Genomic DNA, 24,478 nt, shown 5'->3' on the forward strand with positions numbered 1-24,478 from the left:
GCCCCGCTGGTTGTTTCCATTTCCCGGGCCCGGCATGCGCAAACTCTTCGCCTCGATCGTCCTGCTCGCTCCCTTCGTCTGCGGCGCCGCCGACACGACGGTCGACAGCGCACGCCGGCTGTTCGAGCGCGAATGGCAGTGGCAGCTGCGCCAGCAGCCCGAGTTTGCGACCGCCATCGGCGAACACCGCTTCGACGCTCTACTGAGCGACACCACGCTCGCCGCACGCGCCGCCGCCATCGAGCACACGCGCGAAGTCCTCGCCGAAATACGCCAGCTCGACCGCGCGGAACTCGAGGGCCAGGATCGGCTTTCCTACGACCTGTTCATTGCCCAGCGCGAACGCATGCTCGCGGCCAACGCCTTCACGGCCTTCGACCCGCAGCCGCTCAGCGGCGTCGACGGACTGCACGTGCGCCTGCCGCGGCTGGTCGCGGCGATGCCCTTTACAAGCGAGCTTGAATACCGCAATTACCTGGCGCGCCTTGCCGCCCTGCCCGCGCACGTGGATGGCCTGGTCGAGCAGCTGCGCGCCGGAATGACCGCCGGCTGGACCGTGCCGAAGACGGTGATGGCGCCGGTCCCGGCGGCCTTGCATACCCTGCACGAAGAGATCGCCGCGGGCGCGCTGTTCGCCCCTTTCCTGCGCATCCCCGCCACGATCGAGCCGGAAGCGAGGGAAAGGCTGCTGGTGGACGGCATCTCGGCGCTGGCGAATAGCGCCCAGGCCCTGCACCGGCTCGAGGAATTCGTGCGCACCGAGTACCTGCCGGCGGCGCGCGAGACCATCGGCGCTTCAAGCCTGCCCGGCGGGGCGGACTGGTATGCCTTCCTGGTGCGCCATGCCACCACCACGCGCCTCACGCCGGCCCAGGTGCATGCGATCGGCCTGCGGGAAGTCGCCCGCCTGCGCGCGGAGATGGCCGCGCTGGTGCCGCGCACCGGTTTTCGCGGCAACCTGGAGCAGTTCCTGGTGTTCGCGCGCACCGACCGGCGCCTGTTCTTCCCGAACCAGGAAGCCCTGCTGGCCCGCTACCGCAAGGCGTTGGCGCGCGCAAGCGCGCGGCTGCCGCGGGTGGTGGCAACGGTGCCGGAGGCCGGCATCGCGGTCAAACCGATGTCGATGGACGGCGCTGGCCAGCCGCTCGCCTATTACGAAGGCGGCAGCGACAGCCGCAGCGCCGCGCTGGTGGTGAACGTGTCGCAGCCGGGTGCGCGGCCGGTCTGGCAGGTCGACAGCGTGGCCCTGCACGAGGCACTGCCGGGCCACCACCTGCAGGTGGCGCGTGCCCGGGCACTGGGTCCGCAACTGCCGGCCTTCCGCCGCCACGCCTGGTACCAGGCCTTCGGCGAGGGCTGGGCCACTTATGCCGAGGGCCTCGGCCCGGAACTGGGCTTTTTCAATGATCCCTTCTCGCATTTCGGCCAGCTGAACGAAGAGATGCTGCGCGCGGCGCGGCTGGTGGTGGACACCGGCATCCACACGCTGGGCTGGTCGCGCAAGGGGGCGATCGACTACCTGAACACCCACACGGCCAATCCGCCGCCGGATAACGAGGCGGAAGTCGACCGGATCATCGCCCAGCCGGCGCAGGCGCTCGGCTACAAGATCGGCCAGCTGCGCATTGCCGCGCTGCGCGAGCGCGCCGCTACCCTGCTGGGCCGGCGTTTCGACCTGCGGCGCTTCCACGACGCCGTGCTGGGCGGCGGCGCCCTGCCGCTGGACGAGCTCCAGCGCCAGGTCGAGCGCTGGATCGCGGCAGAACAGGAGGCCGCGAAAGCAGTCAATACGGCCAAAGCGGCATCGCCCGCCCCCGCCCCTTCAAGCTCCCGGAAAGAATGAGGCGGTCGCCAACGCACTCGGCGTTTTTCGGTTACTCTCTGCTCCAATCGAATTTGGCAGTATAGAAAGGAAACACCTGTGGGTAAGCAACCGGAGCCGAACCAACTACAGCGCCGCCTGGCCCTGCTCGACGACGACGACCACCGCGCCCTGCTCGGCCAGGGCCTGCGCGGCATCGAACGCGAGACCCTGCGCGTCGACCGCAACGGACACCTGGCGCGGACCCCGCATCCGGTCGAGCTCGGTTCAGCACTGACCCATCCGCAGATCACCACCGACTACGCCGAAACCCTGCTGGAATTCATCACGCCGGCCGAGCACGACATCTCCGTGGTGCTGAACCACCTGGACGCCATCCACCGTTTTGCGCATGCACGCCTGAAGGATGAGATGCTGTGGAGCGTCTCGATGCCGGGCGAACTGCCGCCCGAGGAAGACATCGAGATCGCCTGGTACGGCACCTCCAACATCGGCATGCTCAAGCACGTGTACCGCCGCGGCCTGGCGCTGCGTTACGGGAAGGCGATGCAGTGCATCTCGGGCATCCACTACAACTACTCGCTGCCGGAAAAACTGTGGCAGCTGGTGGCCGCCAGCGAAGGCATCGCCGAAGAACGCCGCAATGCACTGCGCGACTTCCAATCCGAGAGCTACATCGCGACGATCCGCAACTTCCGGCGCTACAGCTGGCTGCTGATGTACCTGTTCGGCGCCACCCCGGCCCTGACCACCAGCTTCCTGCGCGGCCGTCCGCACCGGCTCGAAACGCTGTCCGACGACACGCTCTACCTGCCCTACGCGACCAGCCTGCGCATGAGCGACCTCGGTTACCAGAACGACGCCCAGGCCGGCCTGCGCCCGCACGAGAACAGCCTGGAAAGCTACGTCACCAGCCTGATGGCCGCCGTGAACACGCCCTATGAACCCTACCAGGCGCTCGGCACCAGGAAGGACGGCGAGTGGATCCAGCTGTCGACCAACGTGTTGCAGATCGAGAACGAGTACTACTCGACGATCCGCCCGAAACGCGTGATCCGTACCGGCGAGCGTCCGGTGCAGGCCCTGTGCAACCGCGGGGTCCAGTACATCGAAGTGCGCTGCCTCGACGTCGACCCCTTCGAGCCGGTCGGCATCAGCCTGGAAACCGGCCGCTTCCTCGACGCCTTCCTGCTGTTCTGCGCCTTCGAGGAAAGCCCCCTGATCAGCGCCCACGAAGGCCAGGTCCACGCGCGCAACTTCGCCCGCACCGTCAAGGAAGGACGCGACCCGGCCCTGAACCTCACCCGCGACGGCAATGAGGTGCCGCTCAAGGACTGGGCGCTCGAGCTCATCGAGCGCATCCGCCCGGTGGCGCAGTTGCTGGACGACCAGCACAACGAAGGCAATGTGCACGAGTCCTCGCTCAACCTGCAGAAGGCCAAGGTCATCAACCCGGCGCTCACTCCGTCGGCACGGGTGCTGGAGGAGATCCGCAGCCTCGGCTCGGCCGCCGCCTTCGGCCTGCGCCAGAGCGCGCTGCATGCCGCCAGCTTCAGGGAAAGCCCCTTGATGCCGGCCGAGGAAGCGCTGTTCGACGAAATGGCCCAGAAATCGCTGGCCGAGCAGGCCGCGATCGAGCAGCAGGACACCGGCAGCTTCGACGACTTCGTGGCTGCCTACAACAGCAGTACCCTGTGCGGCAACCACTGAGGCCGGCACAATCCCGCGCATGCTCACGTTCTACAACGAACACCACGCCCAGCAGCCTGTCAGCGGTACGCCGTCGCCGTGGGACGAGCAGCCCGACGCCGTCTCGCTGACGCTGGCGGAGTTCGAGCGGCGCGGCCTGGGACGCATCGTCACCCCGCACGGCGTGCCGCTGGTCTCGCTCGAGCGCGTGCACTCGCCGCGCTACCTGCACTTCCTGCGCACGGCATGGAGCGCGTGGAGCGCGCTGGAATCTGCTGCCTCAGCCCTTGCCGGCAAGCCGCTGCTGCCAGCCCTGTGGCCGCCGCGCGGCACGCCGGCCGAGCCCGAACCGGACGACTTCCTGGCGCGCCTCGGCCTGTTCGCTTCCGACAGCCGCACGCCGATCACCGGCGGCACCTGGAGTGCAGCCAAAACCGGCGCAGACTGCGCCATCAATGCCGCGCACGCGCTGCGCGTGGGCGAACGCGGCAGCTTCGCGCTGACCAGCCCGCCGGGCCACCATGCGCGCGCCGAGGGCTTCGGCGGCGGCTGCTTCCTGAACAATTCCGCGCTGGCAGCCCAGCACCTGCTCGACGACGGCCTGGGACGCGTGGCGATCCTCGACATCGCGCCCCACCACGGCCACGGCACCCAGGACGTCTTCTATGCACGAAATGACGTGCTGTACGTGTCAATCCACCTCGATCCGCGCCAGGCCTATCCCTACTATGCCGGCCATGCCGGTGAACAGGGTACGGGTGCGGGGCTCGGCTACAACATGAACCTGCCGCTTTCCCCCGAGTGCGGCAGCGGCGCCTGGTTCGCGGCGCTGGAGACGGCCTGCGTCAAGCTGGCCATGTTCCGGCCCGAGGCCCTGGTAGTCTCGCTGGGCGCGTTCGCACCGGGCTTCGGCCTGCAGGCCGGCGACTTCCTGCGCATCGGCGAACGCATCGCCCATCTCGGCCTGCCCGCCGCCTTCATGTTCGAGGGCGGCAGCACCGGTAACGGCAACGGCGCCGTCAGCATCCTCGAAGGTTTCGAAACCGCCGCGTGAGCATCCCGCCGCGCGGCTCCTCACCAATCCGACTATCCCATGATCGACTGGCAGTTCTCCCATTTCAATGACCTCACCGCAGCCGAGCTGTACGAAGTGCTCGCACAGCGCCAGGACGTGTTCATCCTCGAGCAGACCTGCCTCTACCCCGACATCGACGGGCTCGACCCGGTGGCGCACCACCTGCTGGGCTGGCGCACGGTCGACGGCAAGCGCCAACTAGCCGCCTACCTGCGCGTGCTCGGCCCGGGCGTGAAGTACGAGGAGATGTCGCTTGGCCGCGTCATCACGACCAAGGCCGCGCGCGGCAGCGGCGCCGGCCGCGCCCTGCTGCTTGAGGGCATCGCGCGCGCCGAAACGCTTTATCCGGGGCACCGCATCCGCATCGGCGCCCAGCAATACCTGGAAAAGTTCTACCAGGGTTTCGGCTTCGAGACCGTTTCCGCCCCCTACGACGAAGACGGCATCATGCACATCGACATGCTGCGCTAGCGCGGCCGACGCTGCGCGGGCACGCTAGGAAAAGCGCAGGCTTTCCCGCTTGCCCGTTTTGCGCCACCCAGCCAGCAGGACCAGACCTGCCGTCAGCAGCGCATAGTTGCCCGGCTCGGGTACCGCGGAGACCAGGTCCAGCCGTACCGACATGCATTCGCCGTCGCGGCAGGCCTTGCCGAGGATCTGCTGGGCGTCGTTGATGTCGTAGGCCTCGACCACCTGCCAGCCGTCGGTGCCTTCGACAAACTGATTCAGGTCGGTCATCTTTCCGTCCATGTACAAGAACGCAGTCCGTTCGTCTGCCCAGAGTTGGGACCAGCCGACCACCATGCCGGCATTGTTGATTGCCCAGGCCTCGCCCTTCACGTAGTTGTAACGGTCTAAGGGTCCCAGCGAGCGCATCGAACCTCCGGTGTAGAGGAAGGGAACCGTGTCCCCTGTTTCGTCGTAGGACCACCCGACGACCTGGCCCATATCGTTGATATCGGTTGCGAAACTTTCCTCCCCTCCCAGTGTGCCGAGGTCCTGCATGCGTCCGTCCTGGTACAGGAAAGCGTGCCCGGCGTAGATCGAATCGGCCCCGACATAGGTCGAGCCGCCCACGATCTGTCCGCGGTTGTTGATCGCGGTCGCAGCGGCCCAGGTTACCCTGCCGCTCAGGGTGCCGAGCATGGTGATGGTGCCGTGCGCGTCCACCCAGGCGTGCTGGTCCCCCCCGAACGTGGCGTACTCGCCGGCTACCTGACCCAGGTCGTTCAGGCCGTTCGCCCGCCCGGCCTGAACATCGTCGAGCACGGGCCCCACGTGATGCATCGCCTCCGATGTATAGAGGAAGGGCTGGCCGTATCCCCAACTTCCTAAGGCGCCGGCAACGTCTCCACGGCCATTAATCGCGTAGCCATAGCTGTTCGCTCCGAGTCCGAGATTGATGAGGGAAGCGCCATCCCAGACGCTCACGCCCTCGCTGGTATTGCCGACAATACGGCCCGAGCTGTTCATGGCGGTGGCATTGAATCCCGAAGGCAGGAAAGTCATCGAGTAAACCGGATCCGCCAGTGCCACGACTGGACAGGCCAGCAGCGCCACTAAGCATCGACGAGTCATCTTTCTTAACATGCTTGCCCCTTGTGCTGTGTTAATAACAAGCTTGAGGCAAGCATGAAAGGGGGCCATGCGCTAGCTCAGGCGGGCACGCGCATCACTTTTGACGAAAGCAGGCTGGTATCGGGAAGCGCCGATGCAGGCGGCACTTCCCGAAGGCCGGAGAGGGAAAGCTCAGGGTTCGAGCAGCACCGCGCGGCATTCGCCGTACAGGGTGCAGGCATAGGCGGCGATCTGCTGGGCATCGTTGATGCCGACCGCATCGAGCACCGTCCAGCTGCCGCGCTTGGCGACCAGGTCGTTCAGGTCATGCATCACGCCGTCGCGGTAGAGGAAGGCGTGCGAGAAGCTCTCGCCGGACACGTGGTCCGCGCGGGTCGAGTAGCCGACCACCATCCCGGCATTGTTCAGGGCCCGCGCGTCGGTATAAGGACCGCCGAGCGAGCCGATGTCGATCATCGCGCCGTTGCGATACAGGAAGGCGTGCTGGATGTTGTCGTTCACAAAACTCATGCCCGCCACCTCGCCGCGCTCGTTGACGGCCGCGGCCGTGCTGGTAGGGCCGCCGAGCGTGCCGAGGTCTTTCATCACGCCTTTCGTGTACATGAAGGCGTGCTGGGACGTGAAACCGCGCAGGAAGGACATGCCGACCACCGTGCCGGCGCCATTGATCCCGGTCGCGCGCGCGACTCCACTGCCGAGGCTGCCGATCGGGCTCATCTTGCCGCCCGAGTACAGGAAGGCGCGGTCATTGCCGTTGCGGTCCAGCGCATACCCGGCCACCTGGCCGCTCGCGTTGATGGCCGTACCGAAGCTCGGCCGGCCGTTCAGCATGCCGAGATCGCGCAGCGCGCCGCCCTGCAACACGAAGGCATGGGACACCCCATTCTTCGCATCCGACGAGCCGGCGACCTGGCTGTTCGCGCTGATGGCCGTGGCCACGCTGCCACTGCCGCCTAGCGTGCCCAGGCTTGCCAGGACGCCACGCGACCACAGGAAGCCGCGCCCGTCGGCCTTGACGCCCACGATGCGCCCGCTGGCGTCGATGGCGTGGGGTGTGGTGTCGGGCGGGAGAAAAGTCATTTTGTAGAAAGGCTGGCTGTGCGCGGTGAGCGGAGCGGCAAGCGAGGAGGACAGCAGGAGGACGAGCAGGGAATGACGCATGACTTTCCTTTGATGCTTGAGTGAAGAGGACTTTCAGCATCACGAATAGCCGAGGCGGCAGGTTTGAGGAATATCAATGTCCAAAATCTCATTTCTTCAGGCTGTTTCCGCGCTCGCAGCGTGCTCCTGTTCAGTGGCGTAATAGATACTCATCTGCGCCGCTGCGCTGCCAGCCGGCCCGCCATGCACACGACCAGTCCAGCCAGCAACAGCCAACCGTCCTGCTCGCCCTGCGTGGCGCGCAGCAGCAGGCATGGCGGTGGCACAGGGGGTGGCGCCGCGCCGGCGGCGGCGGAAAAACAGCAGAGGACGACAGGAAGGAAAAGAGGGAATCGCATGGCGCACAGACAGGTTGTCGGGATCAGCAGCTTCAGGCATGAAGCGGACCCGGCCTGTGCGCCAGCTCAGGCGTGCGCGCAAAAAAAGAACCGGGACAGCGCCCGGTCCCGGCAAGCACTGGTTTTACTCGACCTTGGTCAGGGTGATCTCGAAGACCAGGCCATTGTTGCCAGGAATGCCGTTGGAGCCGCGCTCGCCGTAGGCCAGGCTCGCCGGTACCTCGATGGTGCGCTTGCCGCCTACCTTCATGCCGGTCACGCCCTGCTGGAAGCCCGGAATCACACCTTGTGCACCGAGGACAAACGCAAAGCTGTTCGACTCGAGGCGGGTACCCTTGTGGTCGGGGGCCGTGGCGCTGTACAGCCACAGGGTATAGGTCACGGTGGCGGTCTTGCCGGCAACCGCTTCGGCGCCGGTGCCGAGGACGTTGTCGGTCTTGACCAGCGCGGTCGGGTTGTTCGGGTTGACAGGCGGCGGGCTGGAATCGCCACCGCCGCCGCCGCCGCAGGCGGTCAGGCTCAGGATGGCGACAAAGGCGGCGATCAGGGGGAACTTCAGTTTCATGGGACGGATCCTCGGGGTACGAAAAGGGTACGAAAAGGGTACGAAAAGGGTACGAAAAGGGTACGGAAAGTTTGCAGCGAAATCCCGAACCTTACCCGAGCCCTCCATGGACGTCTGTCCGCCGACTGTCCGCCTTTTGTATTTTTCTGTAATGCGCCGCCTAGATTTCCACCTGCGTGCCGAGTTCGATGACCCGGTTGGGCGGTATCTGGTAGTAGTCGGCAGCGGCGCGCGCATTGCGCGACAACATCGCGAACAGGTGCTCGCGCCACGGTGTCATGCCGCCTCCCGGGGTCGAGACCACGGTCTGGCGTGCAATGAAGAACGAGGTCTCCATCATCTCGAAGGGCAAGCCCAATCCGCCGCACTGGCGTAGGATGCCGGGAATATCCGGCTCGTCCTTGAAACCGTACTGGACGTTGAGCTGGAAGCAGTTGTGGCCGAGTTCCACCACGTCGACCTGTTCTTCCACCGGTACCCAGGGCTCCTCGCGCATGTGCACCGTGAGGAAGACCACGCGTTCATGCAGGACCTTGTTGTGCGAGAGATTGTGCAGCAGCGCATGCGGCACGCCGTCGCTTTCGCCACGCAGGAACAACGCGGTGCCGGGCACGCGCGCCGGCGGCGCCACGAACAGCGAATCCATGAAGGCGTCCAGTGGGATCGCGTGCCTTTCCAGGTTCTGGAACACCAGCTCGCGGCCGCGCTTCCAGGTCAGCATCAGGGTCAGCAGGATCGTGCCGAGCAGCAGCGGGAACCAGCCGCCATGGAACAGCTTTAGGGTGGTCGACGAGAACAGCAGGATGTCGATCACCAGGAAGAAGCCGGTCGCGCCCAGGCATACCACCAGCGGCAGGCGCCAGCGGTAGCGCGTGACGAAGAAGGTCAGGATGGTGGTCGCCATCATGGTCGCGGTCACCGCGATGCCGTAGGCGCCGGCCAGCTCGTCCGAGGAACCGAAGCCGATCACGGCGAGCAGGACGACAACGAGCTGCGCCCAGTTCACGGCCGGGATGTAGATCTGGCCGATTTCGCTTTCCGAAGTGTGCAGGATGCGCATGCGCGGCAGCAGGCCCAGCGCGATTGCCTGCTTGGTCATCGAATACGTGCCGGAAATGGTTGCCTGCGAGGCGATCACGGCCGCCATGGTCGACAGGATCACCAACGGGATCACGCTCCAGGTGCCGAGCTGGTGGAAGAAGGGGTTCTCGACTGCGCTCGGGTCGTTGATCAAGAGGCCACCCTGGCCGAGGTAGTTCAGCACAAGGGCCGGGAAAGCAATCGCGAACCAGGCCAGGCGGATCGGCTTGCGGCCGAAGTGGCCCATGTCGGCGTACAGCGCTTCGGCCCCGGTAATCGCCAGCACCACCGCGCCCAGCGCGACGAAGGCCAGCAGCTGGTTGTCCATCATGAAGCGCAGCGCGTGCCAGGGATTGAGCGCACTCAGGATCACCGGCGTCTGGGCGATGTTGATGATGCCCAGCACAGCCAGCGTGATGAACCAGACCAGCATGATCGGCCCGAAGAATCGGCCGATGCCGGCGGTGCCGTGGCGCTGAACGCTGTACAGCACCACCAGCACGACGACCGCCAGCGGCACGACGTAGTGCGCCATGCCGGGCGCCGCCACTTCCAGGCCCTCGATTGCGCCCAGCACCGAAATCGCCGGCGTGATCACGCTGTCGCCGTAGAACATGGTCGCACCCACCACGCCGATGACCAGCAACGGGAAATGCCAGCGCGAGTGCTTGCTCACCGAACTGGTGGCCAGCGCCATCAGGGCCATGATGCCGCCCTCGCCGCGGTTGTCGGCGCGCAGCACCAATGTGACGTACTTGAGCGAGACGACGATTGTCAGGCTCCAGAAGATCAGGGAAACGATGCCGAGGATGTTGGGGGTGGTGAGGGGGAGGCCGTGCTCGTGGTCGAAGATCGCGCGCAGGGTGTAGAGGGGGCTGGTGCCGATGTCGCCGTAGACGATGCCGATGGCGGCCAGCGTCAGCGTGGCAACGCTGCTTTTCTTGTTCTCGGTACTCAAGTTTGCACCATTGTTTTGTTCTTGGTGCAGCGCACCATAAAATAACAACTGGAAAATTGCAAGAAGATTTCGTATGCCGCTAAAAAGCGGCCCGCGCCTGCAGAGAAATGGCGCATCGGGGATAATGTCAACCCAGCAATCGCCCTCCTTTTCCCATGCGTTCCGGTATCCTGTCCGCCGCCCTCGCCTTCCTGGCCTGGGGCCTGTTCCCCATTTATTTTCTTGCGCTGGGCGACGTGCCACCGGTCCAGATCCTGGCGCATCGGGTGCTGTGGTCACTCGCTTTTCTTCTTCTTGTGCTGGCCTTCCGGCGCCAGTGGAAATGGCTGGCCCAGGTACGCCAGCCACGCGTGTTCCGGAGCTTCGTCGCCTCGGCCTTCCTGCTCTCGGCCAACTGGCTGGTGTACATCTGGGCGGTAAAAAATGGCCACGTGATCGAGGCCAGCCTCGGCTACTTCATCAACCCGCTGGTGAACATCATGTTCGGCTTCCTCATCCTGAAGGAACGCATGCGCCCGGCACAATGGGGCGCGATCGCGATCGCCGCGCTGGGCGTGGGCTGGCTTACCTGGCAGTCGGGCACCGTGCCCTGGATCGCGCTGTTCCTGGCGGCGTCCTTCGGCGGCTACGGCCTGTTGCGCAAGACCGCGGCGCTCGGCGCGCTCGAGGGCCTGTCCTTCGAGACCATGGTGCTGTTCCCGTTTGCGGTGGCCTATGTCGGTTGGCTGACCGTGAACGGCGATAACGCCTTCCTGAATGCGCCGCTGGACTCGACCCGCATCCTCCTGGCCCTGGCCGGCCCGATCACGGCGATCCCGCTGCTGCTGTTCGCCACCGGCGCGCGCAAGATCCCCTTGTCGATCCTGGGCCTGCTCCAATATCTGTCGCCGACCATCCAGTTCCTGCTGGGCGTGTGGCTGTTCCACGAAGCCTTCAGCAGCGACCGCCTGGTCGGCTTCCTGATGATCTGGGCCGCGCTGGCGCTGTTTGCCGGCGAAGGCCTGTGGCGCAGTCGGTCGGCAAACAAAACCTGACCACCAGCGCCGGGCGGAAGAAAAATCCTGTGTCCGGCGCGGGTTCTGTCGTATCCTGTGCACCTTAAACAACACCAGAGTTAAAGCATGGCCAATTACGTCTATACCATGAACCGCGTGGGCAAAATCGTCCCGCCAAAACGCCAGATCCTGAAAGATATTTCCCTGTCCTTCTTCCCGGGCGCGAAGATCGGCGTGCTGGGCCTGAACGGCTCGGGCAAGTCGACCCTGCTGAAGATCATGGCCGGCATCGACACCGACATCCAGGGCGAAGCGCGCCCGATGCCCGGCCTGAACATCGGCTACCTGCCGCAGGAACCGCAGCTCGATCCGGAAAAGACCGTGCGCCAGGAAGTCGAAAGCGGCCTCGGCGAAGCCTTCGAAGCCCAGGCCAAGCTGGAAGCCGTGTACGCTGCCTATGCCGAAGAAGATGCGGACTTCGACGCCCTCGCCAAGGAGCAGGAGCGCCTGGAATCGATCATCGCCGCCTCGGATGGCGGCAACCTGAACCTGCAGCTGGAAATGGCCGCCGACGCGCTGCGCCTGCCGCCGTGGGACGCCAAGATCGGCGTGCTGTCGGGCGGCGAGAAGCGCCGCGTGGCGCTGTGCAAGCTGCTGCTGAGTAAACCAGACATGCTGCTGCTGGACGAACCGACCAACCACCTGGACGCCGAATCGGTCGAGTGGCTGGAGCAGTTCCTGCTGCGCTTCCCGGGCACCGTGGTGGGCATCACCCACGACCGCTACTTCCTCGACAACGCCGCCGAATGGATCCTGGAACTGGACCGCGGCCACGGCATCCCATGGAAGGGCAATTACTCTTCGTGGCTGGAGCAGAAGGAAGCGCGCCTGAAACAGGAAGAAGCGACCGAATCGGCGCGCCAGAAGGCGCTGGCCAAGGAACTCGAATGGGCGCGCCAGAACCCGAAGGCACGCCAGGCCAAGTCGAAGGCGCGCCTGGCCCGCTTCAACGAGCTGAGCGAATACGAATACCAGAAGCGCAACGAGACCCAGGAGATCTTCATCCCCGTGGCCGAGCGCCTGGGCAACGAAGTCATCGAGTTCAAGAACGTCTCGAAGGCCTTCGGCGACCGCCTCTTGATCGACAACCTGTCCTTCACCGTGCCGCCGGGTGCGATCGTCGGCATCATCGGCCCGAACGGCGCCGGTAAGTCGACCCTGTTCAAGATGATCGCCGGCAAAGAGCAGCCGGACAGCGGCGAAGTCGTCATCGGCAAGACCGCCAAGGTCTCGCTGGTCGACCAGCACCGCGATGAGCTGGCCAACAACAAGACCGTGTTCGAGGACGTCACCGGCGGCGCCGACATGCTGAGCGTGGGCCGCTTCGAAATGCCGTCGCGCGCCTATCTGGGTCGCTTCAACTTCAAGGGCGCGGACCAGCAGAAGGTGGTCGGCAACCTGTCGGGTGGCGAACGCGGGCGCCTGCACCTGGCCAAGACCCTGCTGCAGGGCGGCAACGTGCTGCTGCTGGACGAACCGTCGAACGACCTGGACGTGGAAACCCTGCGCGCGCTGGAAGACGCCCTGCTCGAGTTTGCCGGCAGCGTAATGGTGATCTCGCACGACCGCTGGTTCCTGGACCGTATCGCGACCCACATCCTGGCCTTCGAAGGCAATTCGCAGGTGACCTTCTTCAACGGTAACTACCAGGAATACGAAGCCGACAAGAAGAAGCGCCTGGGCGAGGAAGGCGCCAAGCCGAAGCGTATCCGTTACAAGCCGCTGTCGAGCTGAGCTCAGCAGTAAGTGTTTGTTTCGTAAAGGAAAGCCCCGCGTTGCGGGGCTTTTTATTGCCGGAAACGAACGCGGCTAACTAAGCGCCGTGTGTAAAATCTTCAGTGATTGGGCCAGATGGCCTGGAATGTCCGCAGCCTTTGCAAGGGACGGACTGACGGAGCCTATGATTGATTACCGCAACAACCGCGTCCCGGGCGGGACGTTTTTTTTCACGGTGCGCCTGCTCGAACGCGGCAGCACCCTGTTGACAGACCATATCTCCGCCTTCGGCGAAGCCATGCGCCTGGCGCGCGGGCGCAAGCCCTTCCATGTCGATGCCTGGGTGGTCCTGCCGGACCATGCGCATGCGATGTGGACGCTGCCGCCAGGCGACCACGACTGCTCGAGCCGCTGGCGCGCGGTCAAGATCGCCTTTTCCAAAGCGCTGCGCAAGTCCACGGTGGCGGAGACGGGCGACGGCACCATCTGGGAGCGCCACTACCAGCACTACCGCGTCGGCGACGACGACGAGTACGCCGCCCTGGTCGACTACACCCACCTCGATGCGGTCCGGCACGGCTTCTGCAGCCATCCCGGCGAATGGCCATGGTCCTCGCTACACCGCTTCGTCAGCGCCGGGCATGCGATGCCGGCGCCGGAACTGATCGTGCCGCCCTGGGTGCACCGGCCGCAGTCGCACGGCTACGCAAGGTTGTAAAATACAAAAGGCCCCGCAGGGCCTTTTTTCGTTTCGGAACAGATACGCTCTCAGAAAGCGTACTTCGCCCCGATGGTGAAGACGTCGGCCTTCGCGCCGAAGTCCTTGCTCTTGCCATAGCGCTCGTATTCGCCGATCAACGACACGTTCTCGTTCAGCTTGTACTCGGCGCCGAGGGCACCGTAGGCTTCGGTCTTGCTCCGGCTCATGTTTTGCGAAGCGTTGATCATTTCCAGCTCGCTCTTGGTGCGTGCCGCGCCCAGCTTGCCGTAGACCGAGAACTGCTCGTTGACCGGCAGGGTTGCCTTGCCCGCCAGATAGAACGCGTGACCATCGGTCTCGCCACGGTTGGGCACGCCGCCGATCGAATAGCTGACGTCCGACTTGCGGAAGTCGGTGTAGCCTGCTTCCACACCCCAGCTCTGGTTGAAGTCATAGCCGCCGAAGATCTTGCCCGAAGCCTTGTAGCCTTCGGTGTCGACGTTGGTGGCGCCAGACCTCTTGAACTCGTGGTCGGCGCTTGCCACGCCGGCGCCGACGTAGGCGCGTGGTGCGGTAGTCTGGGCCTGGGCAGCCGACATGGCGGCTGCAGATGCGATCAGTGCAACGATGAGCTTTTTCATGCGAATCCTTTTACTTGACTGGTTCGCGATTCCCATTGAATCGCGATACTGCCAAGGTAGCATCGATATCGCTTTATTAAAGTCCCAAGGCCGTAAAAACTGTAAGCAGTTGTAAATTACTGACTCATGCGTTAGATATTCTCCGAACAGATGCGGAAATAAGCGCAGTAGTTAAGCGATTTTGCGGAAAGTTAGGTTCACACGTGCGCCAACGGGCTTGGCCGTTTTATTGATTCCGTGTATCCAATTGGCCTGCATGGGGCCAGCCATGAACAGCAGACTGCCGTCCGTCGATGGCAATTTGAGGGTCTCCTTGCTGCCCTTGTGGCGCAGGATGAACGGCCTGGCCGCCCCGAAGCTGACCGAGGCGATGGCTGGCGCCAAGCCGAGCTCCGGTTCGTCGTCGCTGTGCATGCCCATGCTGTCACGGCCATCGCGGTAATAGTTCAGGAGCACGCTGTTGTAATCCCGGCCAGTGGCGGCTTCGGCTGCCTGGCGGATGGTGTCGAGCAGCGGCGTGAACGGCAGCGGCGCCAGGCTCAGGCCGGAATAGCGGTAGGCCTTGTCGCCGTGCCAGGCGCTCAGGCGAGGCTGCAGGTGGCGCTTGCCATAGACGACGACGGTTTCCTCGCGCCAGGCGGTTTCTGCAATCAGGCGCGCCAGCACGACCTCGTTCGGCCAGGGCAGCGGCAATTGGGCCAGGAAAGCGAGCTCACCGTCACGGATAGGAATGGGAACGAGCGTGGTGGCTGAGGTAAACAAGTCCATTATGCAACTTTCATCGCTATGATGACGATTTCCCGTCACCACATCATTCTCGCATGGACAAACGTCACTTCCTCGGCGCGGCACTTGCGTCCGGCGCCCTGCCCGCCATCGCTGCGGCACCGTCGGCGGCGGCCGGTGGGCCCGCCCTGCTCACGATCACCGGCATCATTGGCCGGAGCAACCGCGGTCCCCTCGACCCCGTACGCGACCAGATGATGCTCAAGCAGAAGCTGGCCTTCACGCGCGCCTTTGCGCTGGATTTCGCCGCGATCGCGGCATTGCCGGCGCAGACGATCCGGCCGACGCTGGAATACGACGGCAAGCCACATACCCTGCGCGGACCGCTGCTGGCAGATGTGTTGGCGCTGGCCGGCGCGCGTCCCGGCGACGGCAGCAAGGTGCTCCTGCGTGCCGTGGACGGCTATGCCGCCGCCATCCCGATGGGCCAGCTGCGTGCCTGGAAATTCATCGTGGCGACCCACCTTGACGGCCAGCCGATGGCACTGGGCGGACTGGGCCCTCTATGGGCGGTGTACGACGCGGACCGCGTGCCGCAAATGGCGGCGCGACCGGTCAAGGAAAGATTCGGGGCTTGTCCGTGGGCCTTGTACCACATAGAGGTACAGGCCTAGCGCTGCGGGCCCGGCGAAGGCTCAGGCGTAGGCTTCGGCAAGGCTCATGACACGGGGCGTCACCGTGAGGCCGACGTTGCCGAACAGGGCTTCGATCGCCGCCAGGTTGGACTTGCATTCCTCGGCTTTCCAGCCGTTGAACAAGTCGGTGCCGTCCTTCTGGAAGTGCAGGTCCAGCACCTTGCCCTTGTCCTTGTGCACATAGCTCTGCTGGTGGGTATTCTTGAAGCCGAGTTCGGCCAGGCCTGCCAGCACGGTATGGGGCGGATTGTCCGGATCGGTCGCCAGGAAGACACCGAAAGTCTTGCCCGGCGGCTTTGCAGCGACGTCGACTTCATAGATGCCGGGGGCCTTGGTAACGCTGGTGCTCTTCAAGAACAGCATGCTTTCTCCTTCTCCTGTTGCCCGCGCGGCCATCCTTGGCGGGCGGATCGGTTATTCGTCGTCAGTGTCCTAGCTTATTGCCCTACAGGAACTTTGTCGACCAAAGACTGCACTTTTTTGGCGTTAGCGCAGCAACAGGCCCCAAACAGTGCCGCCAATTAACAACGCACAAGCCAGCATGCCTGTAATAAAGCCGAGTTCCCGCCGGCTCGGATCCCGGTAATAGCCGAGCGCATAGGCGATCCGGCCCAGGCACCACAGCAGGCCCCCGGCGGCGGCCCACAGGTCCCCCAGGTAAAAAGCGCACAGCCACAGCGGCACCAGTAGCAGGGGCAGCTGCTCGAGGGTATTGGCCTGTACCCGCTGGCAGCGCAGGAATTCTTCCGGCCCTTCCATCGAGGGCGCCGGCACATTGTGGCGGATGCGCGCACGGCCGGCATTCACGCCGGTCCAGAAATAGACGCCGAGTGCGGCCAGGGTGGCCCAGGCGGTGAAGAACATTGGAACTCCTGTGGATAAAGCTTTGGATAAGAACATGGAAAGTCGCTGGAAAAACCTTGGACAAGGGCTTGGATAAGCACTGGATAAGTACTGGATAAGGGGTTGCACAAGTCCTGGATAAAGGCTGGATAAGGGCTGGATATCCGTTGGAAAAGCACTGGACAAGCCGGGATAAGTTCAGGCCTCCCCACGCTTGCGGCGCGCCAGCTCGGCGGTCGGCGGCACCAGCGCCTCGTACAGGCGGCCGGTGGCGGCATCCCAACGTGTCACGGCGTCCTGCTGGCGCGCCACGGTGGCGAAGTCGCCGCGTGCGACCGGACCGCTGAGGGCCGCTTCGGGGCCGAGGCGGAACACGTTGGCCAGGGTTTCAAGGGCGAGCGGGCGCGCCAGCTCGCGCGCCACGCTTGCTGGCACGCCGGCCGCCTCGTAGGCGCGCAGCGCGGCGTCGACCACTGTCACCAGGTAGTTCGACGCGAACACGGCGGCCGCGTGGTAGACCGTCTTGGCGGCCGGGTCGATGCGCACCAGGCGCGCACCGATCGCCCCGAAGGCCGGCTCCAGCAGCGCCAGCGCCTGTTCGTCACCCTCGATGCCGCAGAAGGTCCCGGCGAAACCGGCAGCCACCGCGTGCGGATCGGCGAAGCTGCGCACCGGATGCACGCTGGCGACCAGGGCCCCGGCATCGCGCGCCGCCTGCAATTCGCCGGACGCCTTGGCGCCGCTGCAGTGGAAGACGACCGCTCCGGCTAGCTGCCCGCTGCCCACCAGGGCTTCACAGGCCGGTACGATGGCGTCGTCGCCCACCGCCAGCATCCAGGCCTGGGCTGGGCGCATCTGCGCAAGCGTGGCGCAGGCGCGGCCGGCGCCAATGAACTCCACGGCTTCCTGCGCGCCGGCTCTGCTCCGGGTCAGGACGTCCTGCACGGTGAAGGCGCCGGTGGCGGCGAACAGGCGCCCGAGCGCGCGGCCGACGTGGCCGGCGCCCACCAGGTTCAGCGTCGCCACGTCAGAAGCTGGAGCCGGGAAGCTGCAGGAATGCCAACTCTTCCGGGGACGAGGCGCGGCCGAGGATCGCGTTACGGTGCGGAAAACGGCCGAAGCGGGCGATCACCCCGCGGTGGCGGTGCGCGTAGTCGAGCGCCTCGCCGAAGCCTTCATGCTGGTTGGCCAGCTCGGTGAACAGGGTCACCGCCAGCTCCTGCATGTGCGCGTCCTCGGCATGCTCGAAGGGCATGTAGACGAACTGGCGTTCGACCGGAGACAGCGCCAGGTGGTCGCCGGAATCGACCAGCTGCCGTGCGCTGGCCAGCGCCAGCGTGTCGCCGGCAAAGGACTCCGGCTTGCCGCGGAAGGCGTTGCGGGTGAACTGGTCGAGCACGAGGATGCGCGCCAGCGTGCCGCGCGGGCCAATCTCGTCCCACTCGCGCAGTCCGCCCGCCACCGCCTGGTGGACGAGGGCACCGAAGCGCTCGCGCAGCGCGGTATCGAAGGCCTCGTCCTTGCGGAACCATTCGATGCGCTGTTTGCCGTGACCTTCCCTGCCTTCGGGCAGGAACCAGAAATCGAGAACGTCTTGTGCTTGCATAGATGAACCCCAGTACTGAATGGATGGACTTATTGTTGTTCTATTTTTATTAACTGCTGCATTCAATTGCTGCATTAGTTACGAGCATGCGAAAGCTGGAAGGCTTCCAGGCCTTCGAAAGCCGCCAGCTCCTGTGCCAATTCGGACAGCGGCGCGCCGCTTCGGTTCGACAGCGCCAGCGCCACGAAGCGCCATTCCTGGCTGCCGTTGTCGCTGCTGATGGTGAGCGAGCTGCCGGCGATCTCGTAGCCGCGCTCGAGTGCGGCCTGGCGCAGGATTTCTTCGCGCGGCATCACCTGCGGCTTGAAGCGCATGCGCACCGCCACCGCGTGGCGCGAAGGCAGGAAAGTCTCGATGCGGTTCAGGTAGATCATGATCATGCCCGCGAAGAAGGCCAAGCCCATGGCCGCCAGGTAAAAGCCGACGCCGATCAGGATGCCGATCGCGGACGAGGCCCAGATCGAGGCCGCCGTGGTCAGGCCGCTGATGTTGAAGCCTTCGCGCATGATGACGCCGGCGCCGAGGAAGCCGATGCCGGTCACCACGCCCTGGATGATGCGGGTCGGGTCGACCGGCGCCAGCACGCCGCCATGGCCGCCGTACCAGAAGTCCGGGTAGCCGGCCAGGATGGTCAGCGCGGCCGAGGCCATGCACACCAGGCCATAGGTGCGCATGCCGGCGGCGCGGCCGTGGTAAGCACGTTCGTAGCCGACCAGCAGGCCGAGTGCCAGCGCGCCGGCCAGGTGCAGCAGGATCAGGGCATTGGTGGCGACGCTGGGTTCGGACCAGTAGGCGGCAAGAAGCTCATTGGATGGCATGGATTCTCGTCACGCCCCCGGCTTCTTGCGCACCAGCTGCTTTTCGAAAGCCTCGTCGTGCTTGCTGATCTTCTTGACCTCTTGCGGGCCGAGGCCGTTCACGAAGGCGACGAAGTCGTCCAGCTCGAGCGGCGCATTGAGCGCGGGCGCACCCGGCGCCTCGGACAGGTAGAACAGCCCGTCGCCGGTGCGCGCCATCGAATATGCGGTATTCCCGGTGCGCTTCTTCAGGCGCTCGACCGCCGCGCTGGCACGGGTGGAACGGGCGCCGGCCATCAGATCGCCTCCGTGCGTTGGATGAGCCAGTCGCGCGCAGCACCTTGCACATGCGGCTCGAGGCGTGCACGCACGGTGGCGTGGTAGGCGTTCAGCCACGCGATCTCGTCCTCGCGCAGCAGCGCGCGCACCAGAGGACGGGTGTCGATCGGGCATAGGGTCAGGGTTTCGAAGCCCAGGTATTCGCCGAACTCGGTGTTGTCCACGACCTGGTTCAGCACCAGGTTCTCGATGCGGATGCCCCAGCGGCCCGGACGGTAGATGCCCGGCTCGATCGAGGTGATCATGCCCGGCTCCATCGCCGTGTGCGGGTCCGGCGGCACCGCCGGCGAAATCGTCTGCGGGCCTTCGTGCACGTTCAGGAAGTAGCCGACGCCGTGGCCGGTGCCGTGGCCGTAGTCGATGCCGGCAGCCCAGATCGGCGCGCGCGCGATCGCGTCCAGCAGCGGGGCGCGGGTGCCGCGCGGGAAGCGGGTCGAGGACAGGTTGATCAGGCCCTTCAGCACCAGCGTGTAGTCGCGCTTTTGCGCGTCCGTTGGGGTACCGACCGGGATCACGCGCGTGATGTCGGTGGTGCCGCCCAGGTACTGGCCGCCCGAGTCGATCAGCAACAGGCCATCGCCCTCGATCGTCGCGCAGGTCTCTTGCGCGGCGCGGTAGTGCATGATCGCGCCGTTGCTGTTGAAACCGGCAATGGTCGAGAAGCTCGGACTGATGAAGTTCGGACGGCGGCGTCGTGCGGCCGTGATGTGGGTGTCGATCGCCACTTCATCGAGCGGCGTGCGGGCGTTGTTGGCCAGCTCCGCTTCCAGCCAGGAGAAGAACTCGCACAGGGCCGCCCCGTCCTGCTCCATGGCGGCGCGCACGTTGACGGCTTCGCTTTCCAGCTTGCGCGACTTGGCGAAGGTGGTCGGGTTGATGGCTTCCACCACGTTCACGCCCTGCGCTACCGCGGCGCGCATGCCGCTGGTGACGCGGCGCGGGTCGAGCAACAGGGTGGCGCCGTCCGGCAGCGCCGCCAGGGCGGTGGCGGCATTCGCATAGGGGGCCAGGTGCACGCCGTCGGCTTCGAGGCGGGCGCGCACTTCAGGCGGCACCTTGCCTTCGCCGACGAACAGGGTCGCGTCCGCGCGGCCGATGAGTGCATGCGCCAGGAACACCGGGTTGAAGCTGACGTCGGCGCCGCGCAGGTTGAACAGGTAGGCGATGTCGTCCAGCGTCGAGATGAAGTGGAAGCCGGCGCCATGCTGCTCCATCGCGGCGCGGGTGGCGGCCAGCTTCTCGAGGCGGCTCAGGCTCGCATACGGCGGCAGGTGCTCGAAGACCGGATCGCCTGGCAATGCCGGGCGATCCTGCCAGACTTCGTCGAGCAGGTCGATATCGGTACGGAGAGCGATGCCCTTGGCCGACAGGGCGTCCGCTAGCTGCCGTGCGCCGGCCAGGCCGAGCACGCGCGCGTCCACCGCGACCGTCTGGCCTGCCGACAGGTTCGCCGCCAGCCAGTCCACGTGCATCTGGCTCGCCGCGCCCGGGATCTTCATCAGGGCGATGTTGCTGCCGGCCAGCTCGGTTTCTGCCTGGGTCCAGTAGCGGCCATCGGTCCACACACCGGCGAAATCGGCGGTCGCAATGAAAGTGCCGACCGAACCGGTGAAGCCGGACAGCCACTCCCTGCCCTTCCAGTGGCCGGGCAGGTATTCCGACAGGTGCGGATCGCTCGACGGCACGACGCAGGCGTCGATGCCGGCACGCGCCATCGCGCTGCGCAGGCGCGCCAGGCGGTCCGCAATGGCAGACATCTGGACTTGTTCGAATGCGGGAGTGGACATGGCTTGAATCATCGTTGTTTTCCAAGCCACGTATGATACGCCGCAATGCACTGACGTGGCGCTCCCGGTTATTGCGTTATGACATCATCCGCTACAATGTCTCGGACAATGAGCGACCGGCAAGCAGCCGGCCCAGGAGACAGACATGGATTTTGAGGCAGCCAAGGCCTTGTGCCGCAGCTTTCCCGGCTGCACCGAAGACACCAAGTGGGACCACGACACCGTCTTTTCGGTCGGGGCCAAGATGTTTGCTGTCACCAACAAGGACGGCCCCTCGACGGGCTTCAGCCTGAAGGCCGACGGCGAGCGCTTCCTCGAACTGACCGACCGGACCGGCATCATCCCGGCCCCTTACCTGGCACGCGCCAAATGGGTCTTCGTGACACCGGAAGCCCGGCTCGACGACGAGGAGTTCGCGGCCCTGCTGCGCCGCTCCTACGAGCTCGTCTTCGCCAAGCTCACCCGCAAACTGCAGCGTGACATCATCGGCAACGAAACGGGAGCCTGATTCCAACAGGAACGCGTCTGCGCACCCGATTGGCGCATAATCCCATCGCTATATCCCGCCACCAAAAGACAGAACGACCATGCAAGACTACCACCATGACCGCGCCCGCGCGCTCCTCGCCAACGCCACCCAGATCGTCACGCCGGAGGAAGTCCAGGCCGCAGTGGCGCGCGTCGCCGCCCAGCTGAACACGCGTTTCGGCAATCCTGAAGAAAAGGCCTTCCCGCTGGTGCTGGGCGTCATGGGCGGGGCCGTCGTGTTCACCGGCCACCTGCTGCCCCAGCTCGACTTCCCCCTCGAATTCGATTACATCCACGTGAGCCGCTACGGCGACGCCGACCGTGGCGGCCAGATCGTGTGGAAGGTCATTCCGCGCCAGGACGTGGCAGGCCGCACCATCGTGGTGGTCGACGACATCCTCGACGAAGGCGAGACCCTCGCCCACGTGAAGCAGCGCCTGCTCGACATGGGCGCGGCCGAAGTGATCGTTGCGGTATTCGCGGACAAGGACCTCAAGCGCGCCAAGCCGATCAAGGCCGACCTGGTCGGCCTCACGCTGCCGAACGAGTTCGTGGTCGGCTTCGGCATGGACGTGTACAACTACTGGCGCAACCTGCCGGGACTGTGGTCGATCAATCAGGACGATCTGAGTGCGGCGAACGAACCGGCGCCGCCGTTTCCGACGCCCGACGCGAAGCGCCTGGATTGATTTTGTAGGGTGGGCGGCTTTGCCGCCCACGCTGTGATAGGTGAAAAAAGATACGCCGCGATAACGCCGGCGATAGTTGACCGCGTGGGCTGGAGACCCGCCCACCCTACAGGTCAGCCCAGCGCCAGGCGCGCCCGCGCCGCCGCGTATTCCGCCTTCAGGCGCTCGACCATCTCGGCCACGCTCGGCACGTCATCCATCAGTCCCACGCCCTGCCCTGCGCCCCAGATGTCGCGCCAGGCCTTGGCGCTACCCGAGCCGAAGCTCATCTTGCTCTTGTCCGATTCCGGCAGGTTGTCCGGATCCAGGCCGGCCGCCACGATCGATTTTTTCAGGTAGTTACCGTGCACGCCCGTGAACAGGTTGGTGTACACGACGTCGGCCGCCGTCGATTCCACGATCGCATTGCGGTAGGCGTCGGGCACGTTCGATTCCCTGGTGGCCAGCCAGCGCGAGCCGATGTAGGCGAAGTCGGCGCCCATGGCCTGGGCCGCGAGGATCGCGTCGCCGGTGGCGATCGAGCCGGACAGCGCGACCGGGCCCTTGAAGAACTTGCGCACCTCGCCCACCAACGCGAAGGGCGACAGCGCACCCGCATGGCCGCCGGCGCCGGCCGCCACCAGGATCAGGCCATCCACGCCCGCCTCCAGCGCCTTTTCCGCATGGCGGATCGAGACCACGTCGTGCAGCACGATGCCGCCGTAGGCATGTACGGCATCGAGCATCTCTTTCGGCGGTGCGCGCAGCGAGGAGATGATGATCGGCACCTGGTGCTTCACGCAGACCTCGACGTCGTGTGCCAGGCGGTCGTTCGACCCATGCACGATCTGGTTCACCGCGATCGGGCCGACCTTCACGCCGGGATTGGCTTCCTGGTAGTCGGCCAGCTCGCGCTGCAGGTCGGTCAGCCAGGTGTCGAGCAGTTCGGCCGGACGCGCGTTCAGGGCGGGGAAGGAACCGACGATGCCGGCCTTGCACTGGGCCGCCACCAGCGCGGGACCGCTGGCGATGAACATCGGCGAAGCGATGACAGGGAGGGACAGGTGTTGCAGCACGGGTGGCAGCGTCATGGAGGGCTTTCGCTCGTCAGGTTGATGGGAAGGTCTCCGGGCATTATATCCCCGAAAAAAGAACGATCGTGCTAGATTTTTACCTCTAATTCTGGGCTAGGCGTCGATGATCAGCGGTCCTTCGATACGGGCGGCCCCGGCCCGCACCAGTGCCGCGGCAGCCCACTGCGCCAGCGCATCCGCGTCCATGGCAAGCACTCCGCTACGTACCCGCTCGACCAGGGGAATCGAGATCAACAGCGCCGGAAGCGCGTCCAGCGCCAGCGTGCGCCGCTCCAGCAGCAGGAATTTCAACAGCACCTTGACGGCATTCTGCGCATTGCGCGCCGGGTCGGCGCTCAGGTAATCCAGGCGCGCCCTGGCTCGCCGAAGCGCCGCGGGCACGTCGCCGAACACCGCGCCATGGCCGGGAATGACCACACGCGCGTCCAGGGTCCCGATCAGGTCGAGGGTCGCACCGACCTCGCCGAAGCCCGGCTCGCCAGCGAGCTCCGGGAACACCACGCCGAAACCGTTTTCCCACAGCGCGTCGCCAGAAACCAGGATGCCTTCCTCTTCGCAGAAGAACAGCAGCGCGTGCGGGTCGTGCCCGGGCGCCGCCACGATCTGCCAGCGCAGGTCGCCCAGCACCAGCGACTCGCCCGGCGCCAGCGTGGCATCGAAACCGAAGCGCGCACATTGCTGGCCGGTGGCGCGGTAGCTGAGCGCATCCTCGTCCCATGCCGCCACCTTGGCGGCGTCAAGCGCCGGAATCGCGATCCGGCAGCCATACGCCTGCGCCAGCAGGGCATTGCCGCCGCAGTGGTCCGAGTGCAGGTGGGTATTGAGCAGGCGGTCCAGCGGCCGCCCGCCAAGGGCATGGCGCACCAGCGCCAGGGTTTGCGCCGCATGCGTCACGTAGCCGCTGTCGACCAGCGCCGTTTCCGCAGCCCCGCTGAACAGGATGTTGTTGGACGACAGCCAGCCGCGCTCGAAAACGCGGATCGACGGGGGCAGGCCGAGGTCCGGATGCAAGCGCAC

25 protein-coding genes are annotated in these 24,478 nt (G+C 65.4%); 10 read left to right on the forward strand and 15 right to left on the reverse strand.

Annotated features, from left to right (window positions below; genetic code table 11):
• Positions 1–34 precede the first annotated feature (34 nt).
• From MA09_RS21780 to MA09_RS21795, 4 genes are all read left to right on the forward strand, one after another.
• Entirely contained in the window at positions 35–1,843 is a 1,809-nt protein-coding gene (locus MA09_RS21780) for a DUF885 family protein (protein WP_081897749.1), read from the forward strand.
• Between the two features lie 78 nt (positions 1,844–1,921).
• Positions 1,922–3,532, forward strand: a complete 1,611-nt coding sequence (gshA, locus tag MA09_RS21785; RefSeq protein WP_036253085.1) for a glutamate--cysteine ligase — start codon at positions 1,922–1,924, stop codon at positions 3,530–3,532.
• 19 nt (positions 3,533–3,551) lie between these two features.
• Entirely contained in the window at positions 3,552–4,565 is a 1,014-nt protein-coding gene (locus tag MA09_RS21790) for an acetylpolyamine aminohydrolase (protein ID WP_036253087.1), read from the forward strand.
• A gap of 39 nt (positions 4,566–4,604) precedes the next feature.
• The gene (locus MA09_RS21795; RefSeq protein ID WP_036253089.1) at positions 4,605–5,057 is read left to right on the forward strand and encodes a GNAT family N-acetyltransferase; all 453 of its coding nucleotides are present in this window, start codon (positions 4,605–4,607) and stop codon (positions 5,055–5,057) included.
• A gap of 24 nt (positions 5,058–5,081) precedes the next feature.
• Here the strand turns inward: MA09_RS21795 and MA09_RS21800 are convergent, their stop codons facing one another.
• From MA09_RS21800 to MA09_RS21815, 4 genes are all read right to left on the reverse strand, one after another.
• A complete protein-coding gene (locus MA09_RS21800; protein WP_051933691.1) occupies positions 5,082–6,146 on the reverse strand; it encodes a DUF3466 family protein in 1,065 nt (354 codons plus the stop codon).
• Between the two features lie 189 nt (positions 6,147–6,335).
• The gene (locus MA09_RS21805) at positions 6,336–7,325 is read right to left on the reverse strand and encodes an HAF repeat-containing protein (protein ID WP_051933692.1); all 990 of its coding nucleotides are present in this window, start codon (positions 7,323–7,325) and stop codon (positions 6,336–6,338) included.
• Positions 7,326–7,787: 462 nt separating this feature from the next.
• Positions 7,788–8,228, reverse strand: coding sequence for an FKBP-type peptidyl-prolyl cis-trans isomerase (locus tag MA09_RS21810; protein ID WP_036253091.1), 441 nt, complete (start codon positions 8,226–8,228; stop codon positions 7,788–7,790).
• A 160-nt stretch (positions 8,229–8,388) separates the two neighbouring features.
• Positions 8,389–10,266, reverse strand: a complete 1,878-nt coding sequence (locus MA09_RS21815) for a potassium transporter Kup (RefSeq protein ID WP_036253093.1) — start codon at positions 10,264–10,266, stop codon at positions 8,389–8,391.
• A gap of 155 nt (positions 10,267–10,421) precedes the next feature.
• On the opposite strand from MA09_RS21815, the gene rarD reads away from it, so the two are divergent.
• The 3 genes from rarD to MA09_RS21830 all read left to right on the forward strand — a co-directional run bounded on the left by rarD (position 10,422) and on the right by MA09_RS21830 (position 13,755).
• Positions 10,422–11,300: an EamA family transporter RarD gene (gene rarD / locus MA09_RS21820; RefSeq protein WP_036253095.1), complete on the forward strand. Its 879-nt coding sequence runs from the start codon at positions 10,422–10,424 to the stop codon at positions 11,298–11,300.
• A gap of 87 nt (positions 11,301–11,387) precedes the next feature.
• Positions 11,388–13,055: an energy-dependent translational throttle protein EttA gene (gene ettA / locus MA09_RS21825; RefSeq protein ID WP_036253096.1), complete on the forward strand. Its 1,668-nt coding sequence runs from the start codon at positions 11,388–11,390 to the stop codon at positions 13,053–13,055.
• A gap of 166 nt (positions 13,056–13,221) precedes the next feature.
• The gene (locus MA09_RS21830; protein WP_036253098.1) at positions 13,222–13,755 is read left to right on the forward strand and encodes a transposase; all 534 of its coding nucleotides are present in this window, start codon (positions 13,222–13,224) and stop codon (positions 13,753–13,755) included.
• A gap of 50 nt (positions 13,756–13,805) precedes the next feature.
• Here MA09_RS21830 and MA09_RS21835 read toward each other — a convergent pair whose 3' ends face one another.
• Positions 13,806–14,378, reverse strand: coding sequence for a porin family protein (locus tag MA09_RS21835; RefSeq protein WP_036253100.1), 573 nt, complete (start codon positions 14,376–14,378; stop codon positions 13,806–13,808).
• A gap of 171 nt (positions 14,379–14,549) precedes the next feature.
• A complete protein-coding gene (locus MA09_RS21840) occupies positions 14,550–15,146 on the reverse strand; it encodes an alpha-ketoglutarate-dependent dioxygenase AlkB (protein WP_036253103.1) in 597 nt (198 codons plus the stop codon).
• 53 nt (positions 15,147–15,199) lie between these two features.
• Between MA09_RS21840 and MA09_RS21845 the strand changes: the two genes are divergently transcribed.
• Complete coding sequence (locus tag MA09_RS21845) at positions 15,200–15,778, forward strand: molybdopterin-dependent oxidoreductase (protein WP_036253104.1); 579 nt, start codon at positions 15,200–15,202, stop codon at positions 15,776–15,778.
• A 21-nt stretch (positions 15,779–15,799) separates the two neighbouring features.
• Here MA09_RS21845 and MA09_RS21850 read toward each other — a convergent pair whose 3' ends face one another.
• From MA09_RS21850 to MA09_RS21880, 7 genes are all read right to left on the reverse strand, one after another.
• The gene (locus tag MA09_RS21850; protein WP_036253106.1) at positions 15,800–16,162 is read right to left on the reverse strand and encodes a hypothetical protein; all 363 of its coding nucleotides are present in this window, start codon (positions 16,160–16,162) and stop codon (positions 15,800–15,802) included.
• 123 nt (positions 16,163–16,285) lie between these two features.
• Positions 16,286–16,663, reverse strand: coding sequence for an MAPEG family protein (locus MA09_RS21855; RefSeq protein ID WP_036253107.1), 378 nt, complete (start codon positions 16,661–16,663; stop codon positions 16,286–16,288).
• Positions 16,664–16,840: 177 nt separating this feature from the next.
• Entirely contained in the window at positions 16,841–17,668 is an 828-nt protein-coding gene (locus tag MA09_RS21860) for a Rossmann-like and DUF2520 domain-containing protein (RefSeq protein WP_036253108.1), read from the reverse strand.
• Position 17,669: 1 nt separating this feature from the next.
• Positions 17,670–18,248: a DUF924 family protein gene (locus tag MA09_RS21865; RefSeq protein WP_036253109.1), complete on the reverse strand. Its 579-nt coding sequence runs from the start codon at positions 18,246–18,248 to the stop codon at positions 17,670–17,672.
• Between the two features lie 74 nt (positions 18,249–18,322).
• Complete coding sequence (locus MA09_RS21870; protein ID WP_036253111.1) at positions 18,323–19,066, reverse strand: MgtC/SapB family protein; 744 nt, start codon at positions 19,064–19,066, stop codon at positions 18,323–18,325.
• Between the two features lie 9 nt (positions 19,067–19,075).
• Positions 19,076–19,342 carry a hypothetical protein gene (locus tag MA09_RS21875; protein ID WP_036253113.1) on the reverse strand — a complete coding sequence of 89 codons (267 nt, stop codon included), beginning with the start codon at positions 19,340–19,342 and terminating at the stop codon, positions 19,076–19,078.
• Positions 19,342–21,171 (reverse strand): aminopeptidase P family protein, encoded by a 1,830-nt coding sequence (locus MA09_RS21880; RefSeq protein ID WP_051933693.1) that lies wholly within the window; start codon positions 21,169–21,171, stop codon positions 19,342–19,344. The genes MA09_RS21875 and MA09_RS21880 overlap by 1 nt, the downstream gene beginning before the upstream one ends.
• A 145-nt stretch (positions 21,172–21,316) precedes the next feature.
• On the opposite strand from MA09_RS21880, the gene MA09_RS21885 reads away from it, so the two are divergent.
• Positions 21,317–21,679, forward strand: coding sequence for an MmcQ/YjbR family DNA-binding protein (locus tag MA09_RS21885; protein ID WP_036253115.1), 363 nt, complete (start codon positions 21,317–21,319; stop codon positions 21,677–21,679).
• Positions 21,680–21,758: 79 nt separating this feature from the next.
• Positions 21,759–22,388, forward strand: coding sequence for a hypoxanthine-guanine phosphoribosyltransferase (locus tag MA09_RS21890; RefSeq protein WP_051933694.1), 630 nt, complete (start codon positions 21,759–21,761; stop codon positions 22,386–22,388).
• Positions 22,389–22,501: 113 nt separating this feature from the next.
• On the opposite strand, the gene MA09_RS21895 is transcribed toward MA09_RS21890, so the two are convergent.
• Positions 22,502–23,458, reverse strand: a complete 957-nt coding sequence (locus tag MA09_RS21895) for a nitronate monooxygenase family protein (RefSeq protein ID WP_036253117.1) — start codon at positions 23,456–23,458, stop codon at positions 22,502–22,504.
• Between the two features lie 96 nt (positions 23,459–23,554).
• The gene (locus MA09_RS21900; RefSeq protein ID WP_036253119.1) at positions 23,555–24,478 is read right to left on the reverse strand and encodes an MBL fold metallo-hydrolase; all 924 of its coding nucleotides are present in this window, start codon (positions 24,476–24,478) and stop codon (positions 23,555–23,557) included.

Source organism: Massilia sp. BSC265 (assembly GCF_000740675.1).
Taxonomy (GTDB): Bacteria; Pseudomonadota; Gammaproteobacteria; order Burkholderiales; family Burkholderiaceae_D; genus Telluria.